Origin of the sequence: Kitasatospora sp. NPDC057198, assembly GCF_042670125.1 — a bacterium.
Classification (GTDB): domain Bacteria; phylum Actinomycetota; class Actinomycetes; order Streptomycetales; family Streptomycetaceae; genus Kitasatospora.
In genome coordinates, this window is record NZ_JBHUWH010000148.1 from 1 (window position 1) to 16,378 (window position 16,378).

Annotated in this window: 18 protein-coding genes; 14 read left to right on the forward strand and 4 right to left on the reverse strand. The window is 74.8% G+C overall.

Annotated elements, in window-relative coordinates; translation table 11 throughout:
* Positions 1-247 precede the first annotated feature (247 nt).
* Positions 248-658 carry a hypothetical protein gene (locus tag ACFUEL_RS18480; protein WP_380237389.1) on the reverse strand — a complete coding sequence of 137 codons (411 nt, stop codon included), beginning with the start codon at positions 656-658 and terminating at the stop codon, positions 248-250.
* A 124-nt stretch (positions 659-782) separates the two neighbouring features.
* Between ACFUEL_RS18480 and ACFUEL_RS18485 the strand changes: the two genes are divergently transcribed.
* From ACFUEL_RS18485 to ACFUEL_RS18510, 6 genes are all read left to right on the forward strand, one after another.
* Positions 783-1,973 (forward strand): hypothetical protein, encoded by a 1,191-nt coding sequence (locus tag ACFUEL_RS18485; protein ID WP_380237390.1) that lies wholly within the window; start codon positions 783-785, stop codon positions 1,971-1,973.
* Positions 1,974-2,431: 458 nt separating this feature from the next.
* Complete coding sequence (locus tag ACFUEL_RS18490) at positions 2,432-2,833, forward strand: pyridoxamine 5'-phosphate oxidase family protein (RefSeq protein ID WP_380237391.1); 402 nt, start codon at positions 2,432-2,434, stop codon at positions 2,831-2,833.
* 131 nt (positions 2,834-2,964) lie between these two features.
* Complete coding sequence (locus tag ACFUEL_RS18495; RefSeq protein ID WP_380237392.1) at positions 2,965-3,705, forward strand: hypothetical protein; 741 nt, start codon at positions 2,965-2,967, stop codon at positions 3,703-3,705.
* Entirely contained in the window at positions 3,702-4,079 is a 378-nt protein-coding gene (locus tag ACFUEL_RS18500; protein ID WP_380237393.1) for a winged helix-turn-helix domain-containing protein, read from the forward strand. Before ACFUEL_RS18495 ends, ACFUEL_RS18500 begins: the two co-directional genes overlap by 4 nt.
* 124 nt (positions 4,080-4,203) lie before the next feature.
* Positions 4,204-4,995, forward strand: coding sequence for a hypothetical protein (locus tag ACFUEL_RS18505; protein WP_380237394.1), 792 nt, complete (start codon positions 4,204-4,206; stop codon positions 4,993-4,995).
* A 105-nt stretch (positions 4,996-5,100) separates the two neighbouring features.
* Positions 5,101-5,892: a hypothetical protein gene (locus ACFUEL_RS18510; protein WP_380237395.1), complete on the forward strand. Its 792-nt coding sequence runs from the start codon at positions 5,101-5,103 to the stop codon at positions 5,890-5,892.
* A 25-nt stretch (positions 5,893-5,917) separates the two neighbouring features.
* Here the strand turns inward: ACFUEL_RS18510 and ACFUEL_RS18515 are convergent, their stop codons facing one another.
* Positions 5,918-6,643 (reverse strand): MerR family transcriptional regulator, encoded by a 726-nt coding sequence (locus ACFUEL_RS18515; RefSeq protein WP_380237396.1) that lies wholly within the window; start codon positions 6,641-6,643, stop codon positions 5,918-5,920.
* Between the two features lie 62 nt (positions 6,644-6,705).
* On the opposite strand from ACFUEL_RS18515, the gene ACFUEL_RS18520 reads away from it, so the two are divergent.
* The 4 genes from ACFUEL_RS18520 (at position 6,706) to ACFUEL_RS18535 (ending at position 9,254) form a co-directional block, all read left to right on the forward strand.
* Positions 6,706-7,167 carry a DUF6194 family protein gene (locus ACFUEL_RS18520; protein ID WP_380237397.1) on the forward strand — a complete coding sequence of 154 codons (462 nt, stop codon included), beginning with the start codon at positions 6,706-6,708 and terminating at the stop codon, positions 7,165-7,167.
* Positions 7,168-7,262: 95 nt separating this feature from the next.
* Positions 7,263-7,499, forward strand: a complete 237-nt coding sequence (locus ACFUEL_RS18525; RefSeq protein ID WP_285740591.1) for a hypothetical protein — start codon at positions 7,263-7,265, stop codon at positions 7,497-7,499.
* Positions 7,496-8,017 (forward strand): Clp protease N-terminal domain-containing protein, encoded by a 522-nt coding sequence (locus ACFUEL_RS18530; protein WP_380237398.1) that lies wholly within the window; start codon positions 7,496-7,498, stop codon positions 8,015-8,017. The genes ACFUEL_RS18525 and ACFUEL_RS18530 overlap by 4 nt, the downstream gene beginning before the upstream one ends.
* Before the next feature lie 61 nt (positions 8,018-8,078).
* Positions 8,079-9,254: a serine hydrolase domain-containing protein gene (locus ACFUEL_RS18535; protein WP_380237399.1), complete on the forward strand. Its 1,176-nt coding sequence runs from the start codon at positions 8,079-8,081 to the stop codon at positions 9,252-9,254.
* On the opposite strand, the gene ACFUEL_RS18540 is transcribed toward ACFUEL_RS18535, so the two are convergent.
* Together ACFUEL_RS18540 and ACFUEL_RS18545 are read right to left on the reverse strand one after the other, a co-directional pair.
* Positions 9,238-10,014: a methyltransferase domain-containing protein gene (locus tag ACFUEL_RS18540; protein ID WP_380237400.1), complete on the reverse strand. Its 777-nt coding sequence runs from the start codon at positions 10,012-10,014 to the stop codon at positions 9,238-9,240. The genes ACFUEL_RS18535 and ACFUEL_RS18540 overlap by 17 nt on opposite strands.
* 214 nt (positions 10,015-10,228) lie before the next feature.
* Entirely contained in the window at positions 10,229-11,866 is a 1,638-nt protein-coding gene (locus ACFUEL_RS18545; RefSeq protein WP_380237401.1) for an ADP-ribosyltransferase domain-containing protein, read from the reverse strand.
* A gap of 152 nt (positions 11,867-12,018) precedes the next feature.
* On the opposite strand from ACFUEL_RS18545, the gene ACFUEL_RS18550 reads away from it, so the two are divergent.
* The 4 genes from ACFUEL_RS18550 to ACFUEL_RS18565 form a co-directional block, all read left to right on the forward strand.
* Complete coding sequence (locus ACFUEL_RS18550; RefSeq protein ID WP_380237402.1) at positions 12,019-12,696, forward strand: macro domain-containing protein; 678 nt, start codon at positions 12,019-12,021, stop codon at positions 12,694-12,696.
* A 171-nt stretch (positions 12,697-12,867) separates the two neighbouring features.
* The gene (locus tag ACFUEL_RS18555) at positions 12,868-13,509 is read left to right on the forward strand and encodes a hypothetical protein (RefSeq protein ID WP_380237403.1); all 642 of its coding nucleotides are present in this window, start codon (positions 12,868-12,870) and stop codon (positions 13,507-13,509) included.
* Positions 13,510-13,594: 85 nt separating this feature from the next.
* Positions 13,595-15,133 (forward strand): alkaline phosphatase D family protein, encoded by a 1,539-nt coding sequence (locus ACFUEL_RS18560; protein ID WP_380237404.1) that lies wholly within the window; start codon positions 13,595-13,597, stop codon positions 15,131-15,133.
* Positions 15,126-16,378 (forward strand): hypothetical protein (locus ACFUEL_RS18565; RefSeq protein ID WP_380237405.1); only part of this gene is annotated, 1,253 nt, incomplete at its 3' end. The genes ACFUEL_RS18560 and ACFUEL_RS18565, both read left to right, overlap by 8 nt.

Here is a 16,378-nt window from a genome sequence, read left to right on the forward strand (position 1 = left end):
CGCGCGCCCTCCGCCCCCGGACCCTCCACCGCCGGACCCTCCGCCCACGCCTCGACCGCCGACACCCGCAACTCCCCTCCGACCACGGCGGAGACCGCCCCCACCAGCGGCGACGCTACCGCTCCCGGCGGACGCCGCCGCGCCCGGGGCCGCCCACCGTTCCCGCCGGCGCCGCAACGGCATCCGCCGCGGCGGTCGTCGGATCCGCCGGCCGGGCCGCCCGTGGGTGGGCGCGCACCAGGGGCCGCTACTCGTCGTCGTCCGTCCCGACGGCGCCGGCCGAGCGGAGGGAGCGCCCGAGATCTCCGGTGAGGAGGCGGGGGTGCCGCCGCCACCACCACAGGTCAGGGCCCGGAAGCCGGTGGAACCGGTCGAGCGCCTGGCCGTCGTCATAGACGGTCGCGGCTCGGTACCGGTCGTCCACGGCTCTGATCTGCGGGGTCCACAGCTGGACGATGTGCTCGTCCAGCAGCAGCCACGCCTCGTGCAGCCAGTTCCGGCAGTAGAGGTCGTTGGTGTACTCGTAGACGTCGTCGTGGTAGCCGCGCTCGACCGAGTCCACCAGGGCGGCCCACGCCTCCACCCGACCGGCGACCGTGAACGCCGCCCGCCAGCCGCGCCGCCGCAACAGCTCTCCCACTTCGCTTTCGGTGGACACGGCCACGAGGCTTTCACGCCGCGACCGTCCGGGCCACCGAAATCCGCAGGACGGTACGCGAGTCGATGCCCGCTTTCGCACGGGGTCGGGACGACTGCTCCGGCGGACCGGCGAGAATGGCCGCATGGACGTACTGGGCGGGGCGCTGGAGCGGGCGGCTGCGGACGGCGATGTGGTGGACGGCTGGCTCCAGGGGCTGGCGGGCAATCAGGCGCTGCCGGTGGAGGTGCTGGCCCGGCTGCTGGAGTTCGACGAACTGCCGGCGTCGAGCCTTTGGCTTCGGAGCAGGACCTTGGACACCGCGGCGACGGAGCTGCTGGTGGCTTCGCCAGAGATCCGGCACCGGTTGGACGTGACGGAGAACGCGACGGCGGACGTCGAGGTGCTGGCCCGGCTCGCGCAGGATCCGGAACCCCGGGTCCGGTTCGTGTACGCGGTGATGCTCTTCGAGTACAAGCGCCGCATCCCTGCGGGGGTGCTGGAGATCCTGGCGCAGGACCCGGACCCGAAGATCCGGCGGATCGTCGGCGAGAGCGAGCAGCCGCCCGCCGCGGTGCAGGAGCCGCCGACCGCACTGACGGCGGATCAGCGGGTGGCGCACCCGGATCCGGCGGTGCGGATGAAGGCCGCCGCCGATCCCGAGGTGCCGACCGTCCTCGCCCTGCGGCTGGCGGAGGATCCCGACAACGACGTCCGGCTCGCGGTGTCGATGCGGGAGGAGCTGACGGAGGAGCAGCGCACCGCGATTCCGTGCACGGTGTGGCAGGACTTCTGGTCGCCGCCGCCCTGGATCGCACGGCAGGCGACCGATCCGGATGCGGCCCGCCGGATCGCGAGGTCGGCGCACGTGGGGCTGCGGCGGGTGCTCGCGGCTCAGCCGCACCTGGCACCGGACGTGGTGGCCCTGCTGGCGGCGGACGAGGACGAGCGGGTGCGGCGCACGCTGGCCGAACGGTGCGAGGACGCTCCGCACGAGCTGCTGGTGGAGCTGTACGCCACGGTGCAGGACCGGTACTGGTCGGGGTACCGTCACCACCGCAACTTCGCCCGGCCCGGGTTGGCCCGGTTCGCCGAGGACCCCGACCCGCGGCTGCGGCGGGCCGCGCTGGACGATCCGGAGGCCGGGCCGGAGCTGGTGCTGCGGCTCGCCGACGACCCCGAGGTGGGCGGCTGGGCGGTGTGCGATCCCCGGCTGCCCGCCGACGAACTGCTCCGGCGGCTCACCCTGCCGGCCCATGCCGCGGCTGCCGCAAGCAATCCGGCACTGCCGGTTGCGGTCATGCACCTCCTGCTGGACCTCGCTCGGGCACGCTGACCGGCAGGACGCCCGCCCCGTACCACCGCGGAGCGCGGGGCGGCGAAGACCGCGGGGCCGCGAAGACCGCGGGCTCGAGACGGCGGTACGTGAGCCGGTGCCCGGTGTTCGGTGCTGCGGTCCGGGTGATCGGGCCGCTCCTGGGCCCGCCGGGCGAAGTTGCGGTGGTGACGGCCGCGGCCCGGTGAACAGTCCTGGCTCGCGTCCGGTCGGAATTCCGCGCCCGGTCAGGCGCTTCCGTTCGATGCGGACGTTGTCGACGCCGCCCGGAAGGGGATCCAGTGCCGCGCCAGGCAACCCTCGCCCCGTCGCGACTCCCCAGCCCCGAGGGAGGCTGGGAGGTGCCCCCTCGGCACGCGCCCTCCTTGCCCGCCGCCGGGCAGGAGGGGCCGCCCGCCGCACCGGACGCCGCTCCTCGACGGGCGAAGGCCGCCTGACGCGGCACTAGCATGCGGACCATGGCACACGACATCCGCAACCTGGACCCGGCCTACCTCGCCTTCTGGCGCGAGTACCAGCTGTGCACCCTCACCACCCTGCGCCCCGACGGCACCCCGCACGTCGTCCCGGTCGGCGCGACCTTCGACCCGGCCACCGGCACCGCGCGGGTGATCAGCAGCCGGGAGAGCCGCAAGGTCCGCAACGTGCTCGCCGCCGGCGAGGCCGGGCAGCGGGTCGCGCTCTGCCAGGTCGACCGGGCCCGCTGGGCCACCCTGGAGGGCCGGGCCGTGATCCGGCAGGACGCGGAATCCGTCGCCGACGCCGTACGCCGCTACACCGAGCGCTACCGGCAGCCCCGGGAGAACCCCGAGCGGGTGGTGATCGAGATCGCCGTCGACCGCGCCCTCGGGCGGGCCTGACGGGGCGCCGGGGAGGCAGCGGGTCCGCAGGACCGGGAAAGGGGCGGGTGCCGGTGGCGCCCGCCCCTTCGGCGTTCCCCGATCCCGGTCACTCTCTTGTGCCAAATGGTCTGTGATGCAAAGCTGACTGCATGACAGACGCCTCGGTGCCGCTGCCCGGCACCCCCCGTGAAGTCCTGTCCGGTCTCGGCGAGTTGACCAGGAAGGTGCGGGCGGTCCAGCGCGACGCGTGGATCCCGCTGCTGCTGTTCGGCCTGGTCACCCTGGGCGGAGTCCCGGTCGGCCGGCTCACCTGGCGCCAGGAGACCGTCCTCTGCCCCGACGGCGGGCCCGGCCCCGGCGACCCCTGCACGCTCACCCGCCAGGGCTCGCCCGCCTACTGGGCGCTCGCCCTGCTCGCCGCGTACGCCGCCACCGCCCTCTGGTGCCTGCGCCGTGCCCGCCGCCGCGGCGTCGACACCCCCGTGCGCCCGTACGTGCTGGCCGGGGCCGCCGCCGTCGCCGCCCTCGCCGCCACCACCTGGTGGGGCGCCAACCAGCCCGCCCCCGGCGCCGACCTCGACTTCTGGGGCCTGCACCTGGCCGCGAACACGCGTGGCACCCTGCTGCTCCAGCGGTTCCTCGGCGGGGCCGCCGCGATCGGCGTGCCGCTGCTCGTGCTGGCCCGGATCGAACGCGGCCGGGCGCTGGCCCTGTTCGCCCTCGGCTACCTGCTGATCGAGCTCACCCCCGTCACCTTCGGCTGGTGGGGCCACGGCGCCGGGCCCTGGTCCGCCGCCACCCAGCACGGCGTCCCCGCCCTCTACCTGCTCACCGGCGCCCTGCTGTTCGGCCTCGCCGCCCGCCGCGCCCGCCCGCAGGCCGCCGGATGACCGCCGCAAAGACCCCCGTCGAGCGCCCCGGGAGCCCCGCCGGGAGCCCCGCCGAGGCCGAGCAGCACCCCGCCAAGGCCCTGGACGACACCGTCCACCAGCGCGTCCGCCTCGGCATCCTCACCGTCGCCCACCAGGCCCGCCGCGCCGAGTTCGGCTTCCTGCGCACCGCCCTCGACCTGACCGCCGGAAACCTCGGCCAGCACCTCACCGTCCTGGAGAAGGCCGGCCTGGTCGCCGTCGAGAAGGGCTACGAGGGCCGCCGCCCCCGCACCTGGATCACCCTCACCCCGGCCGGCGAACACGCCCTGCGCGAGGAGGTCGCCCAGCTCAAGCGCCTGATCCGGCAGATCGAGGCCGCCGACGGCACCTGACGCCCCGCCAGGCCCCACCCGGCCCGGCCCGCGCGAAACCCGGGTGCGCCCCCGTCCGGCCGGATGCCAGACTGCGCCGGTCACCCGCGTCCGGCCGGGCCGGACCGCCCGGAGGGGGAAACCGATGTCCAAGTTCGAAGTGCTCGTCGTCCTGCCGCCGACACCGCCCGAGCAGTACGAGGAGGTGCTCGCCGAGGCGATGGAGCCCTACTCCGACCTGGAGGGCAGGTACGACGCCGAGGACCCGAACGGCGTCCCCTGGGTCGAGGAACTGCGCGCCACCGGCGCCCTGCCCCCGGACGCCGAACTGACCTGGGCCCAGGTCGCCGAGACGCACAACTCCACGCACGGCTACGGCCCCCTGGACAGCCGGGCGCTGTACCTCGACGGGGACGGCCGGGGCTTCTGGCAGCGGGAGTGGAACCCGAACGGGCAGTGGGACGCCTACCTGATGTACCGGACCGAGGGCGCGCACTTCCCGTACCGCCCGGAGGCCACCGGTGATTCCAGGCTCTGGGGCCTCGACTACCCCGAGGGCTACGGCCGGCCGGACCGGCTGGCCGCCCTGCCCCGCCGCTGCGACGGCGGCCCGCGCGGCCTGCTCGACCTCGAGACGCTGCGCGAGGCCGCCGCCCGCTTCGCCGCCGAGGACCACGACGCCTGGGCCGCCGGCGGCGAAGAACCCCCGCACTGGCCGTTCCGGTTCACCGACGACCGAGCCCGGAACATCGCCCGAGCCCGCGCCTCCGCCGCCCCCGGCTACGCCCTGCTCCGCCTGGACGGCAGCTGGACCGACGCCGACGACTGGCGGCGCAGCCCGATGGACGACCCCGACGACTTCTGGCGCTACACCAACGACTACCTGGACGCCCTCGCCCCGGACGCGGTGGTCCTCTCCGTCTCCTGCCACTGCTGACCGCACCGCCCGCACCACGCTGCTCGCACCACGCTGCTCGCACCGCACCGTTCGCACCGCACTGTTCGCACCGCACCGTACTGTTCGCACCCGAGGGAACCACCGATGTCGCACTACGAAATGCTCGTCGTCCTGCCGCCGACGCCGCCCGACCGCTACTACGAGGAGACCGCCGCCCGCCTCGCGCCCTACCGGATCGAACTCGAGGTGCCCGAGTACCGGGCCTACGCCGCCGAGCGGCCGCAGGACGAGGGCTGGGTCCGGGGCATGCGGGAGAACGGGACGCTGCCGGAGTGGGACGGCCTCAGCTGGGCCGAGGTCGCCGAGACCGTCAACCGCAGGCTCGGCCACCTGCCGGGCGACCCCGACCACGTGTACGTCGACGAGGCGGGGCGCGGCTACTTCCTCAGCACCTACAACCCCCGGGGCGAGTGGGACTACTACAGCCTCCACCAGCAGGACGGCCCCTACCTGCTGCACCTCCCGGAGGCCGCCGGGGACCCGCGCCTGCTCGTCCACGACGACTACGAACCCGACCCGGAACGCGACGGACTGCACGGCCTGCCGCACCGCTGCGACGGCGGCCCGCGCGGGCTGCTGGACTTCGAGGCGCTGCGCGACGCCCACGCCCGGACCATCGGGCGGCGGCACGACGAATGGGTCGCGTCCGGCGGTCCCCGGCCCTGCTGGCCGTTCCCGTTCACCCCCGACCGGGCGGAGAACCTCGCCCTGGCCCGCGCCTCCGCCCTGCCCGGCTACGCCCTGCTGCGGATGGACGGCAACTGGACCGACATCAGGCGGCGCGGCGACTCGGCGGCCTACTGGCAGGAGACCAACGACTACCTGGACGCCCTCGACCCGGACGCCGTGGTCCTCGCGGTCTCCTGCCACAGCTGACCGGCTCGGCTCTCCGGCCCCCGGCTCAGCTCCCGGCCCGGTCCCGGGCCAGCAGGGCGGCGAGCGCGGCGGCCCCCTCCAGCAGGGCCAGCGAACGGGCGGTCAGCCCCTCGTCGCGGGCCGCCAGCGCCGCCGTGACCGCCACCGGGCCGCGGGCGCCGCGCAGTTCGGGCAGCAGGGCCCGCAGCGGCCCGATCCGGTGCCCGGCCAGGCGCAGCTGGTGGACGATCCGGGCGTCGCGGACCTGGGCCGGAGTGTAGCGCCGGGTGCCCCGCACCGGATCGCGGTCGGGGACGACCAGGCCCTCCGCGTCCCAGTGCCGCAGCGCGGAGGGGCGCATGCCCAGGGCGGCGGCGAGCTCCGAGACGCCCATCGCGTCCGAGGCGCGCACCTCGCCGATCGGCTCCCCGGCGATCGCCCCCGCCGCCTCCCGGGCCAGCCGCAGCCGGGCCCGCTCCGCGTCCAGCCGGGCGTGCGCCGCGTCCAGCAGCGCCAGCGCCTCCGCCCGGGGCGGCCGGTGGAAGGCCCGGACGATCCGCCCGGCCTCGGCCGGGCCCGCGCCCGCCGCCAGCGCCCGGTAGGCCAGCGCGGAGTGCAGGTGCACCTCCGTGTAGGCCCGGTACCCGGCCGGAGTGCGGTCGGCGGGCGGCAGCACCCCGTCCCGCTCCAGGTTGCGGACCAGCTGCACCGAGCAGCCGGCGCGCCGTGCCACGTCCACCGTCCGCAGCACCCCCGAGTTGAGACTTTGCACCCCGATCCCCGCCTTTCGACCGCCGAAGTCTCCACAAGCACGTGAATGCCACGCTAGAGCACATGACCATGGACGAGATCATCGACTTCACGGCCGGCCTCGACGGCGTCCTGACCCTGCGCCCCGCCCCTGGCGACGGCACCCCGGAGATCAGCTGGGGCGACACCTTCTTCTACTACGCCCCCGACGGCGTCCTCCCGAAGACCGGCCAGCCGTTCGCGACGGTCGTCACCAAGAACTACCCCGGCGACACGACCTCCCGCCTGGACCGGCCGGGCGCCTACCGGGTCAACATCGCCGCGGGGAGGGAGGAGTTCGTCCGCCGGACCGGTCACGGACCGGTCCCCGGGCCGACCTCCGGGGCCGATGACACCGTGATCGCCCACCCCGTCTACGCCGCCGCCGGCTGGCTGGCCGTGGTGAACCCGGCCGGGCGCACCGCCGAGGACGTCCGCGAACTCCTTTATGCCGCCCACCAGTTGGCCCGCGCCCGGTACGAGCGACGGGCCCGACCGGGGGAGTGACGGCGGGGGTGATGGTGGGGGGAAGGCGGGGGGTGGCGGTGGGGGGATTAGCAACTGAGGTTGACTATGGCGGGCAGTCAACCTACGTTGCTCCCATGCCGCTGGACGACACCCCCCTCCCCGCCGACCCGGCCGACGCGCTGGCCGCCGTCGCCGCCCTGCGCCGGCTCGCCGACCGGCTGGAGGACGCCGCCGTCGAACAGGCCATGCGGGCGGGCTGGAGCTGGCCGCAGGTCTCCGAGGCGCTCGGCGTCACCCGGCAGGCCGTCCACAAGAAGCACGCCAAGCGGCTGATCGCCGGCGGCGTCACGCTGAGGAGGCGCGGCGAATGAGCGCGTTCGACCACTACCTGCACGCGGTCCTGCTCAGGGCCGCCGACGAGGCCCGGCTGGACGGTTCGGCCACTACCGACGCCCACCACCTGCTGCTCGCCCTCGCCACCACCGACTCCGACCGGCAGACCGGCCGGCAGCCCGACACCGCCGCCCGGCTGCTGGCCGCCGCCGGACTCGACCGGGACGCCGTGCGGGCCGCGCTGGACCGGGAGTTCGAGCACAGCCTGCGGACGGTCGGCGTCAGCCCGGACGCCCACGGCCTGCCCGCCCCCACCCCGGGCGGCGAACGGCCCCGGCTGGGGGCCTCCAGCAAGCTCGCCATGGAACGCGGCTTCACCGCCGCCCGCAAGAAGGACCTCACCTCCGCCCACCTGCTGCTCGGCGTCCTGTGCGCCGAAGTCGGCACCGTGCCCAGGGCGTTGGCCCTGTCCGGTGTCGACCGCACCGGGCTCGCCCGGCGGGCCCAGGCCGCGATCGACCGCCGGGAGACCGACCACCGGCGCACCGACGACTGAACCGTCCGACCACTGAACCGTCCGACCACTGAACCGCCCGGGGCCAGGGGGACCCGCCACCGTGCAACGACACGACACCGACGCCGACACCGGTACCGGTGCTGACGCCGACACCGGCTCCAGCACCGACGCCGACACCGACGCCGACACCGACTCCAGCACCGACCGGCCGGAGATCCGGCGGCTGCTCGAACGGGCCGTCACCGGGGGCGGGATCCCCGGCATCCTGGTCGAACTCCACGACGGCCCGCACCGCTGGCGCGCCACCGCCGGGGCGGCCGACACCGCGACCGGACGGGTGCGCACCCCGCAGGACAGGTTCCGGGTCGGCAGCATCACCAAGACCTTCACCGCCACCGTCGTCCTCCAGCTCGCCGCCGAGGGGCGGATCGGCCTGGACGACCAGGTGACCGACCAACTGCCGCTCCCCGAAGCCGAACTGGCCGCCGGGGTGACCGTCCGGATGCTGCTCGACCACACCAGCGGCGTCCCCAGCCACACCGACGACCCGGCCGCACTCGACCGGTACGCCACCCACCCGCCCGGGACGCTGCTGGAGATCGCCGCCGCCCGCCCGCGCACGTTCGCCCCGGGCACCGGCTGGGCCTACTCCAACACCAACTACGTCCTGGCCGGGCTGCTGGTCGAACGGGCCACCGGCCGCACCCTGGCCGCCGAGATCGACCGGCGGATCAGCCGCCCGCTCGGCCTGACCGGCACCCGCCTGCCCGCCGCCGGCGAGCACGGCCTGCCCGCCCCGCACGCCCGCCACTACACCAGGCTCTTCCGCACCGACCCCGGCGCGCCCGTGCTGGACGCCACCGAACTCGACCCCGCCCCGTTCTGGGCCTCCGGCGACCTGGTCTCCACCGCCGCCGACCTGAACCGCTTCCTGGCCGCGCTGCTCACCGGCCGCCTGCTGCCGCCCGCCCAGCAACGGCAGCTGCTCACCACCGTCCCCACCCGGGACTGGCTCCCCGGCGCCGCCTACGGCCTCGGCATCTGCGCCCTCACCCCGCCCGGCGGCACCGAGCCGCTCTGGGGGATGGGCGGCGCCACCTTCGGCTCCTGGACGTACGCCTTCGCCACCGCCGACGGCACCCGCCGGCTCACCGTCAACACCAACGGCGACTGGACCGACCCGGCGAGCGGCTGGGACGACCCGATCGGCGTCTTCACCGACCTGCTCGCCCTCGCCCTCCCCCGCGAGCGGCCGGCCGTCAGGCCCGAGCCGTGACCACGTGGAAGGTGACGGCGGCCAGGAAGTGCCCGGTCGCCAGGTGGGTCAGCCAACGGTCCGCGTCCTCGGCCGTGAAGTAGCCCGCCGCCACCGCCCGGTGGGTGACCCGCTGCAGGCCCAGCACCCGGTCGGCGGCCGACACCTCGCGGAACACCGGGGTGAGCGGCCGCACGTCCACCACCTCCAGCCCCGACTCGGCGGCCAGCCGCGGCAGTTGGCTGCCGATCCGGGCGTTGCGCACCGCCTGGTCGGTGACGTACCGGGTGTACGCGGCGGTCAGCGCCGCGTCCGGGTGGTCGACGGTCAGCGTCCCCCAGTCCGGCTCGCCCAGCACCAGCAGCCCACCCGGCCGCAGCACCCGGCGCGCCTCGCGCAGCGCCAGCGCCGGATCGGCCACGTGCTGCAGCACCCGGTCGGTGCGGGCCCGGTCGCAACTCCCGTCCGCCAGCGGCAGTTCGTGCAGGTCGCCCAGTCGGACGCCGACCTGCAACAGGTGCCCGGTCCGCTCGGCGGCGGCGTCCACCGCCTCCCGGTCGTGGTCCACCCCCAGCACGGTGCCCGCCGGGCCGACCGCCTCGGCCAGCGACGCCAGGTCGGTGCCCGGTCCGCAGCCCAGGTCGACCACCGTCTGCCCGCGTTCGACCGCCAGGGCCGCCAGCATCACCGACTTGTACTCCCGGCCGAGTTCGGAGACGGCCAGCCGGTCCAGGTAGGCGATCGGATCGGGCGGCACGGACTCGAACACACGGGAGGTCATGACGCGAAGTCAATCAAACCAGCCCCCGTCAGGGAAGATCCCCCCGCCCCTCACCTCCCGCGACGAGGCACGGCAAGGGGCGCACGCCGGGCCGGGGGGCGCACCTCCCGGCCCCGGCCGGGCACCGGACGCCCCTTCCGGACACCGAACGCCCCGGCCGGCCGCCACGAGCCCCCGGCCGGCCCCCATGAGCCCCCGTCCCGCGAGCCCCCGCTCAGGACACCAGCGGCCCGTCCGCCGACTCGGTCAGCGTCACCGTGCACAGCCCGCCGCGCTCGGCGACCACGTCCGTCACCGTCAACTGGGTGCCCGGCAGCAGGATGTACTCCTCCTCCTCGGTGAACGCCGAGAACTCCCGGATGCCCACCGCCCGAGCCGGGCGCACCTCGAACAGGGTGCGCTTGCCCCGGCTGCCCAGGAACGAGCGGGCCACCTCCGGGCGCGAGGTGCACGAGGAGACGCCCCACCAGGTCACCGTCCGCCCCAGCGGGTACTGCGCCCGCAGGTCCAGCGCGACGCCGCGCCACAGCGGCTCCGGGCGCACCGGCAGCCGGCCCACCGCGTCGAACAGCAGCCGCAGGTACGGCAGGTACGGGGTCAGCCGGGCCCGGTCCGGGTGGCGCAGGGCCGCGTTCAGCTCCCGGTAGAACGCCGACTCGCAGGTGTACAGGTGCAGCGCCGCCACCGCCTCCGCGTCCAGCCCGCCCGCCGCGGAGCCCGTTGCGGAGCCCGCCGCGGCGTCCGCGTGCCGCTTGCCGAACTCGTGCGCCGAGCCGACGTGCCGCTCCAGGCCGCGCAGCAGCCCCGCGACCGGCTCCACCGCCTCCCGGAAGCCCAGCCGCTCCAGGTCGAACACGCCCGTGACGGGCGGCAGTTCGAGGCCCTCGTCCTTCACCGAGGCGAGCCGCTCCAGGTACAGCTGGTGCAGCTCCATGGTGGAGGCGATGAACGCGCCCATCCGGGAGGCCGTCCCCTCGTCGGTGCGGCCCTCGGCGGCGGCCGCGGCCTGCCAGCCCGCGCTGGGCAGCCAGTCCACCGGATCCGCGCCCAGGCCCTCCAGGGCCGCGTTGACCTGCGCGAAGTGCTCGCCGTCGCAGAAGACGTCACCCTGCGCCGCCGGGTTCGGGTGGTCGATGTGCCGCACCTGCACGTCCGGGTAGCGCCGGGCGATCCACTCCACCGACTGCTTCAGCGCCCGCGCGTGCGTCCCCCACCAGGCGAACACCACCCCGCGGTCCTCCTCCGGACCCTCCTGCTTGGCCCGCAGGATCTCCTCCACGATCGTCGTCGCCACCGGCTTCCAGAACTTGGTGTGCGCCGCGGGGGAGGTCGAACCGTCACTGCTCGCCGTCAGTGCCGCGTTCAGCAGCAGCACGCCCTGGGTCAGCATCGCCTGGAACCACTCCGGCGGCTGCACGGTGCCGTGCTGTGCCAGCAGCGCCCGCAGGTCGGCGATCGGCGTCTTCTTCGGGATGCCGTACTTCCACATCGCCGCCGCCTTGATGATGCAGCGGATGCTCACCACCCGGCCGAACTGGCTGTCCGCCCAGTTCTGGAAGGTGTTGTCGAACATCGCGATGCCGGTCGCGCTCTCCGGCCGCGGGTACGGGTTCTGCCCGAACACCACGACCTTCCACTTGCCCGGCGGGTTCGGCTTCAGCGCCTGGAACGTCAACTCCCGTACCGGCACCACGTCCTGAGGACGGTTCGGCCCGATGAACGAGGCCGCGTCCCGATTCAGCTCGATCGACCGCTTCAGCACCGGGAACCACTCCTCGCCACCGCCCTTGAACAGCTCGGCGAGCCCCAGCGGGTCGTTCGGGTCGGCGGCGGGCGGCGTGGGCTCGGACATGGCGGACTCCAACCGGGAGAGGGTACGGGAGGCGGTGCGATCGAAGATCACGCTAGGCCACGCCGCCGACAGGCCGCAGGGCCGGCCCTGTCAGTGCCCACCGGTAACGTCGGAACCGACAACGAGCCCCCGGCCGAACGGAGTTCGCCCGTATGACCGTCAAGCACGCCCCGAAGCCGCTGCGCGTGGTGCTGACCGACCTCAACACCGACGTGGTGGACGCCTGGCGCACCGCGTTCGCCGGCACCCCGGGCGTGGAGATCCGCACCGGCTCGATCCTGGACGTGGACGTCGACGCCTGGGTCACCCCCACCAACTCCCGCGGCCTGATGAACGGCGGCCTCGACGCGGTGATCAAGCGGCACCTCGGCGCGGGCATCCAACTGCGCGTCCAGCGCGCCATCCGCGACGGCCACGGCGGCACGCTCGAGGTCGGCGGCGCCGTCTGCGTGCCCTCCGGCGCGGCCGTGCCCCGCTTCCTGATCTCCACCCCCACCATGCGCACCTCCGCCCAGAACGTCAGCCAGACGCTGAACGTCGCCCTCGCCTGCGCCGCCGCCTTCCAGGCCGTCCACCGGCAGAACGCCGCCACCCCCGGCAGCATCGCCTCCGTCGCCCTGGTCGGCCTCGGCGCCCAGACCGGCCAGGTCCCCGCCCAGGTCTGCGCCAACCTGATGTGGACCGGCCACTCCCTGTTCGAGGACCACGAGTTCACCGACGAGGACGACCTGCGCACCACCGTCACCAGCCAACTCGACGACCTCCTCGCCGCCGACCGCCCGCACCGCCTCACCGTCCCCACCACCGCCCGAGGCACCCGCCGCCGCTGACCCCACCCAGCGGGCACCCCCGCCCCGAGGGCCGAGAGCCTCCGCGCGTGGACATCCGACCCTGTCCCGCCCCGCCCCGCCCTGCCGCGCGCAGCGCTTCCTTCCGGAGCCCGAGGGTTGAGGCCCCTCCGGTGCGGACATCCTCAGCTGAGGGGGAGTCAGGGGGCGGGCATGAGCGTGTGGCAGACTGCTGGGCTGGTGGCCCTTCCGGTGTTGGCCGGGTGGTCCGCGTTACGGATCGTCGCGCGGCAGGGGTCCCGTGCGCTGGACTACGTCTCCGCGCTGTTCTGGTCGGCCGTCGCGATCGGGTCGGGTCTCGGTGACGGCCCCGGCTGGCTGCTGGTGGCCGGCTGGGTCACCGTCGTCGCCACCGCGCTTGCGCACCTGCTGGTGGTTCTCGCCCGCCGGTTCAACAAGCCGCTGGTCGCGGTCGCCCCCGCCGAGTTCCGGGCCCGTCTGCTGGGGCTGTGCACCGCGGACGGCTCCCCGCAGGCCGTGCTGACGGGTGTCGGTCCGGACGGCACCATCACCGTCTGGGGCCTGGAGGAGGCCGGGATCGGCCGGGACCGCCACCACCCCCTCGGGGCCTGCTCCAGCTGTCTGCTGGAGGAGGTCGTGGCCGAGCTTGCCGTCAACGGCGAGGAGACCGTCCGGCAGTACCGGGCGCACCTGCGCCGCCGCGCCAACCAACTGTTCCTGCTGCGCCGCGGCGTCATCTCCGGCGACTGGGAGGCCGAACTGCGCCCCGTCCAGGGCCTCAAGGCCCCGTACCGGCACCCGGACTGCCCGGTGCACCGGCAGGGCCGATCCTGACGGTCAACTCCCGCCGCTGTCATGTCACTTGTCGGACCCCGCGGTAGGGCCGGGAGTTCACCCGGGGCCGTGACCATGAACGGTCATGAGCAACCTCAGTCGCCGCATATTCCTCCTCGGCGGGCTCACCACCGCGGGTGCCGCCGCACTCCAACTCGGTGCCGCGGCCCACTCGTCGGCCGCCGCCACCCCCTACCCGTTCACGCTCGGCGTCGCCTCCGGCGACCCGGACGACAGCAGCGTGGTGCTCTGGACGCGCCTGGCCCCCGCCCCGACCAACGCGGACGGCCAGGGCGGCATGCCCGACGCCGACGTCGCGGTCGACTGGCAGGTGTCCACCAGCGAGAGCTTCGCCACCCTGGTCGGCTCCGGCACGGTCACCGCCCGCTACGCCCAGGCCCACGCGGTGCACGTGCTGGCCGGCGGCCTCGCCCCGGACGCCGAGTACTACTACCGGTTCCGCGCCCAGGGGTTCGTCTCCCCGGTGGGCCGCACCCGCACCGCGCCGTCGCCGACCACCGTCGGGCGCGACTTCACGATGGCCTTCGCCTCCTGCGCCCACTACGAGAGCGGCTACTACACGGCGTACCGCCGGATGGCCGACGACCGCCCCGACCTGATCCTGCACCTGGGCGACTACATCTACGAGGGCGGCGCCACCACCAACGGGGTGCGCCAGCACCTGGGCAGCGAGATCGTCTCGCTGGCCGACTACCGCCGCCGCTACGCGCTCTACCGCACCGACCCGGACCTGCAGGCCGCGCACGCGATCGCGCCGTGGCTGGTGGTGCCGGACGACCACGAGGTGGAGAACAACTACGCGAACATGGTCCGCGCCGACAGCAGCCCCGTCCTGACCGCCGCCCAGTGGACGGCCCGGCGCACCGCCGCGTACCAGGCGTACTTCGAGAACATGCCGCTGCGCGCCGCCGCCACCCCGGTCGGCAACAGCATCCAGCTCTACCGCCGGGTCCGCTGGGGCACCCTGGCGACCTTCCACATGCTCGACACCCGCCAGTTCCGCGACGACCAGGCGTGCGGCGACGGCAGCAAGGTCTGTGCCGACGCCGACCTGGCGTCCCGCTCGATCACCGGCGCGGCCCAGGAGGCGTGGCTGCTCGACGGCCTGGGCCAGCACCTGAGCACCTGGGACCTGATCGGCCAGCAGGTCTTCTTCGCCCGCAACGTGAACTCGGCGGGCGCGATGAACATGGACGCCTGGGACGGCTACCGGGCCAGCCGGGCGCGGATCCAGCAGGGCATCACCGACCGGGCGGTGCGCAACCCGGTGGTGCTGACCGGCGACGTGCACGCCTCCTGGGGCAACGACCTGAAGGCGGACTACGCCGACCCGTCCTCGGCGACGATCGGCTCCGAACTGGTCTGCACCTCCATCACCAGCGGCGGCAACGGCAGCGCCACCACGGCCGTCCCCAACGGGGCGCTCAACCCGCACCTGCGGTTCTACTCCGACCGGCGCGGCTACGTCCGCACCCGGATCACGCCCGCGCAGATCACCGCAGACTTCCGCTCGGTGGCGACGGTGACCGAGCACGGCGCGGCGGCCACCACCGCCCGCACCTTCCACATCCACGACGGACAGCCGGGGTTGGCCGATGCGTAAGCTCTCCGCACTGGGCGCGTTCGCCGCCGCCTGCGCCGCCCTGCTGGCCCTGGCCGTCCCGGCCTCGGCGGCCGGGCCGACCTCCTGGACGACCGCGAACAGCGCCGCCACCGGCGACCAGGACACCTCCGCGGTCGCCGCCAACCGGATCGGTGACACCGCGGTGGTCTGGGAGGACGACCGCGACAGCACCGACCCGGCCGACGACGCGCACAGCGACGTGTGGGTGCGGATGTTCCGCAACGGCACCTCCGCGTACGAGCAGAAGCTCTCGGCGGGCGGCACGGCGGGCACCGCCTGGCGCCACCTGCAGCCCGACGTGGGGCTCGACGACCGGGGCAACGCCGTCGTGGTGTGGGCGGAGGACCCGGACGGCAACGGCTACTACAACATCGTCTACCGGGTGCTCTCCCCGACCGGCGCCCTGCTCGGCTCCGGCCGGGCCAACGCGGACGCCGACGGCCAGCAGCTCCACCCGCGCGTCGCGGTCGACCCGGACGGCGCGCCGGGCAGCGCCACCGCGGTCGCCTTCACCGTGGTGTGGGAGGACGTCCAGGACGGCGCGGCGGCCACCGTGAAGGCGGCCGGGTTCACCGGGACGGCCACCAAGGCGTACGAGGTGACGGTCAACGCGGCCGGCGGCGCGCACCACGACCCCGACGTGGCGACCTCCGCCTCGGGCGACGCGGTGGTGGTCTGGGACGAGGACACCGACGGCAACGGCTACTACCAGATCGGCCTGGTGCGGCTGGCCAAGGCGAACGGGGCCGTCACGCTCACCCGCCGCAGCGCCAACAGCGTCAGCGCCGGACAGCAGCGGCACCCGGCGGTGGCCGCCGACTTCAACGGCGACTTCGCGGTGGCCTGGGAGTCCGACCACACCGGCGTCCCGGGCGTGTGGGCCCGCTCGTTCACCGCGGCCGGCACCCCGGGCGCGGCCGAGACCGAGGTCTCCACCGGCACCGGCGCGGGCAACCCGACCGTCGGCGTCGACGACCAGCGCCGGGTGGTGGTCGGCTGGAGCGTCACGGGCACCGACCCGGCGGTGTGGGCCCGCGGCCTGAACCCCGACGGCACCTCGACCGGCCGGCTCCCGGCCGGGTCGGTCAGCCAGACCACCACCGGCCGGCAGGAGCAACTCGCGGTCGCCTCCTCCCCGTTCGGCGCGCTCACCATGGCGTACACCGACGACAGCGACGGCAACGGCTTCGACCAGGTCCGGCTCTGCCTGGGAGCCGCCAACTC

What these genes read in the sequence shown, in the direction of transcription:
- ACFUEL_RS18485 (WP_380237390.1), top strand. Translation starts at nt 783, where the DNA reads ATGGACGTACTGGGCGGGGCGCTGGAGCGGGCGGCTGCGGACGGCGAT.
- ACFUEL_RS18490 (WP_380237391.1), top strand. Translation starts at nt 2,432, where the DNA reads ATGGCACACGACATCCGCAACCTGGACCCGGCCTACCTCGCCTTCTGG.
- ACFUEL_RS18495 (WP_380237392.1), top strand. Translation starts at nt 2,965, where the DNA reads ATGACAGACGCCTCGGTGCCGCTGCCCGGCACCCCCCGTGAAGTCCTG.
- ACFUEL_RS18500 (WP_380237393.1), top strand. Translation starts at nt 3,702, where the DNA reads ATGACCGCCGCAAAGACCCCCGTCGAGCGCCCCGGGAGCCCCGCCGGG.
- ACFUEL_RS18505 (WP_380237394.1), top strand. Translation starts at nt 4,204, where the DNA reads ATGTCCAAGTTCGAAGTGCTCGTCGTCCTGCCGCCGACACCGCCCGAG.
- ACFUEL_RS18510 (WP_380237395.1), top strand. Translation starts at nt 5,101, where the DNA reads ATGTCGCACTACGAAATGCTCGTCGTCCTGCCGCCGACGCCGCCCGAC.
- ACFUEL_RS18520 (WP_380237397.1), top strand. Translation starts at nt 6,706, where the DNA reads ATGACCATGGACGAGATCATCGACTTCACGGCCGGCCTCGACGGCGTC.
- ACFUEL_RS18525 (WP_285740591.1), top strand. Translation starts at nt 7,263, where the DNA reads ATGCCGCTGGACGACACCCCCCTCCCCGCCGACCCGGCCGACGCGCTG.
- ACFUEL_RS18530 (WP_380237398.1), top strand. Translation starts at nt 7,496, where the DNA reads ATGAGCGCGTTCGACCACTACCTGCACGCGGTCCTGCTCAGGGCCGCC.
- ACFUEL_RS18540 (WP_380237400.1), bottom strand. Translation starts at nt 10,014, where the DNA reads ATGACCTCCCGTGTGTTCGAGTCCGTGCCGCCCGATCCGATCGCCTAC.
- ACFUEL_RS18545 (WP_380237401.1), bottom strand. Translation starts at nt 11,866, where the DNA reads ATGTCCGAGCCCACGCCGCCCGCCGCCGACCCGAACGACCCGCTGGGG.
- ACFUEL_RS18550 (WP_380237402.1), top strand. Translation starts at nt 12,019, where the DNA reads ATGACCGTCAAGCACGCCCCGAAGCCGCTGCGCGTGGTGCTGACCGAC.
- ACFUEL_RS18555 (WP_380237403.1), top strand. Translation starts at nt 12,868, where the DNA reads ATGAGCGTGTGGCAGACTGCTGGGCTGGTGGCCCTTCCGGTGTTGGCC.
- ACFUEL_RS18560 (WP_380237404.1), top strand. Translation starts at nt 13,595, where the DNA reads ATGAGCAACCTCAGTCGCCGCATATTCCTCCTCGGCGGGCTCACCACC.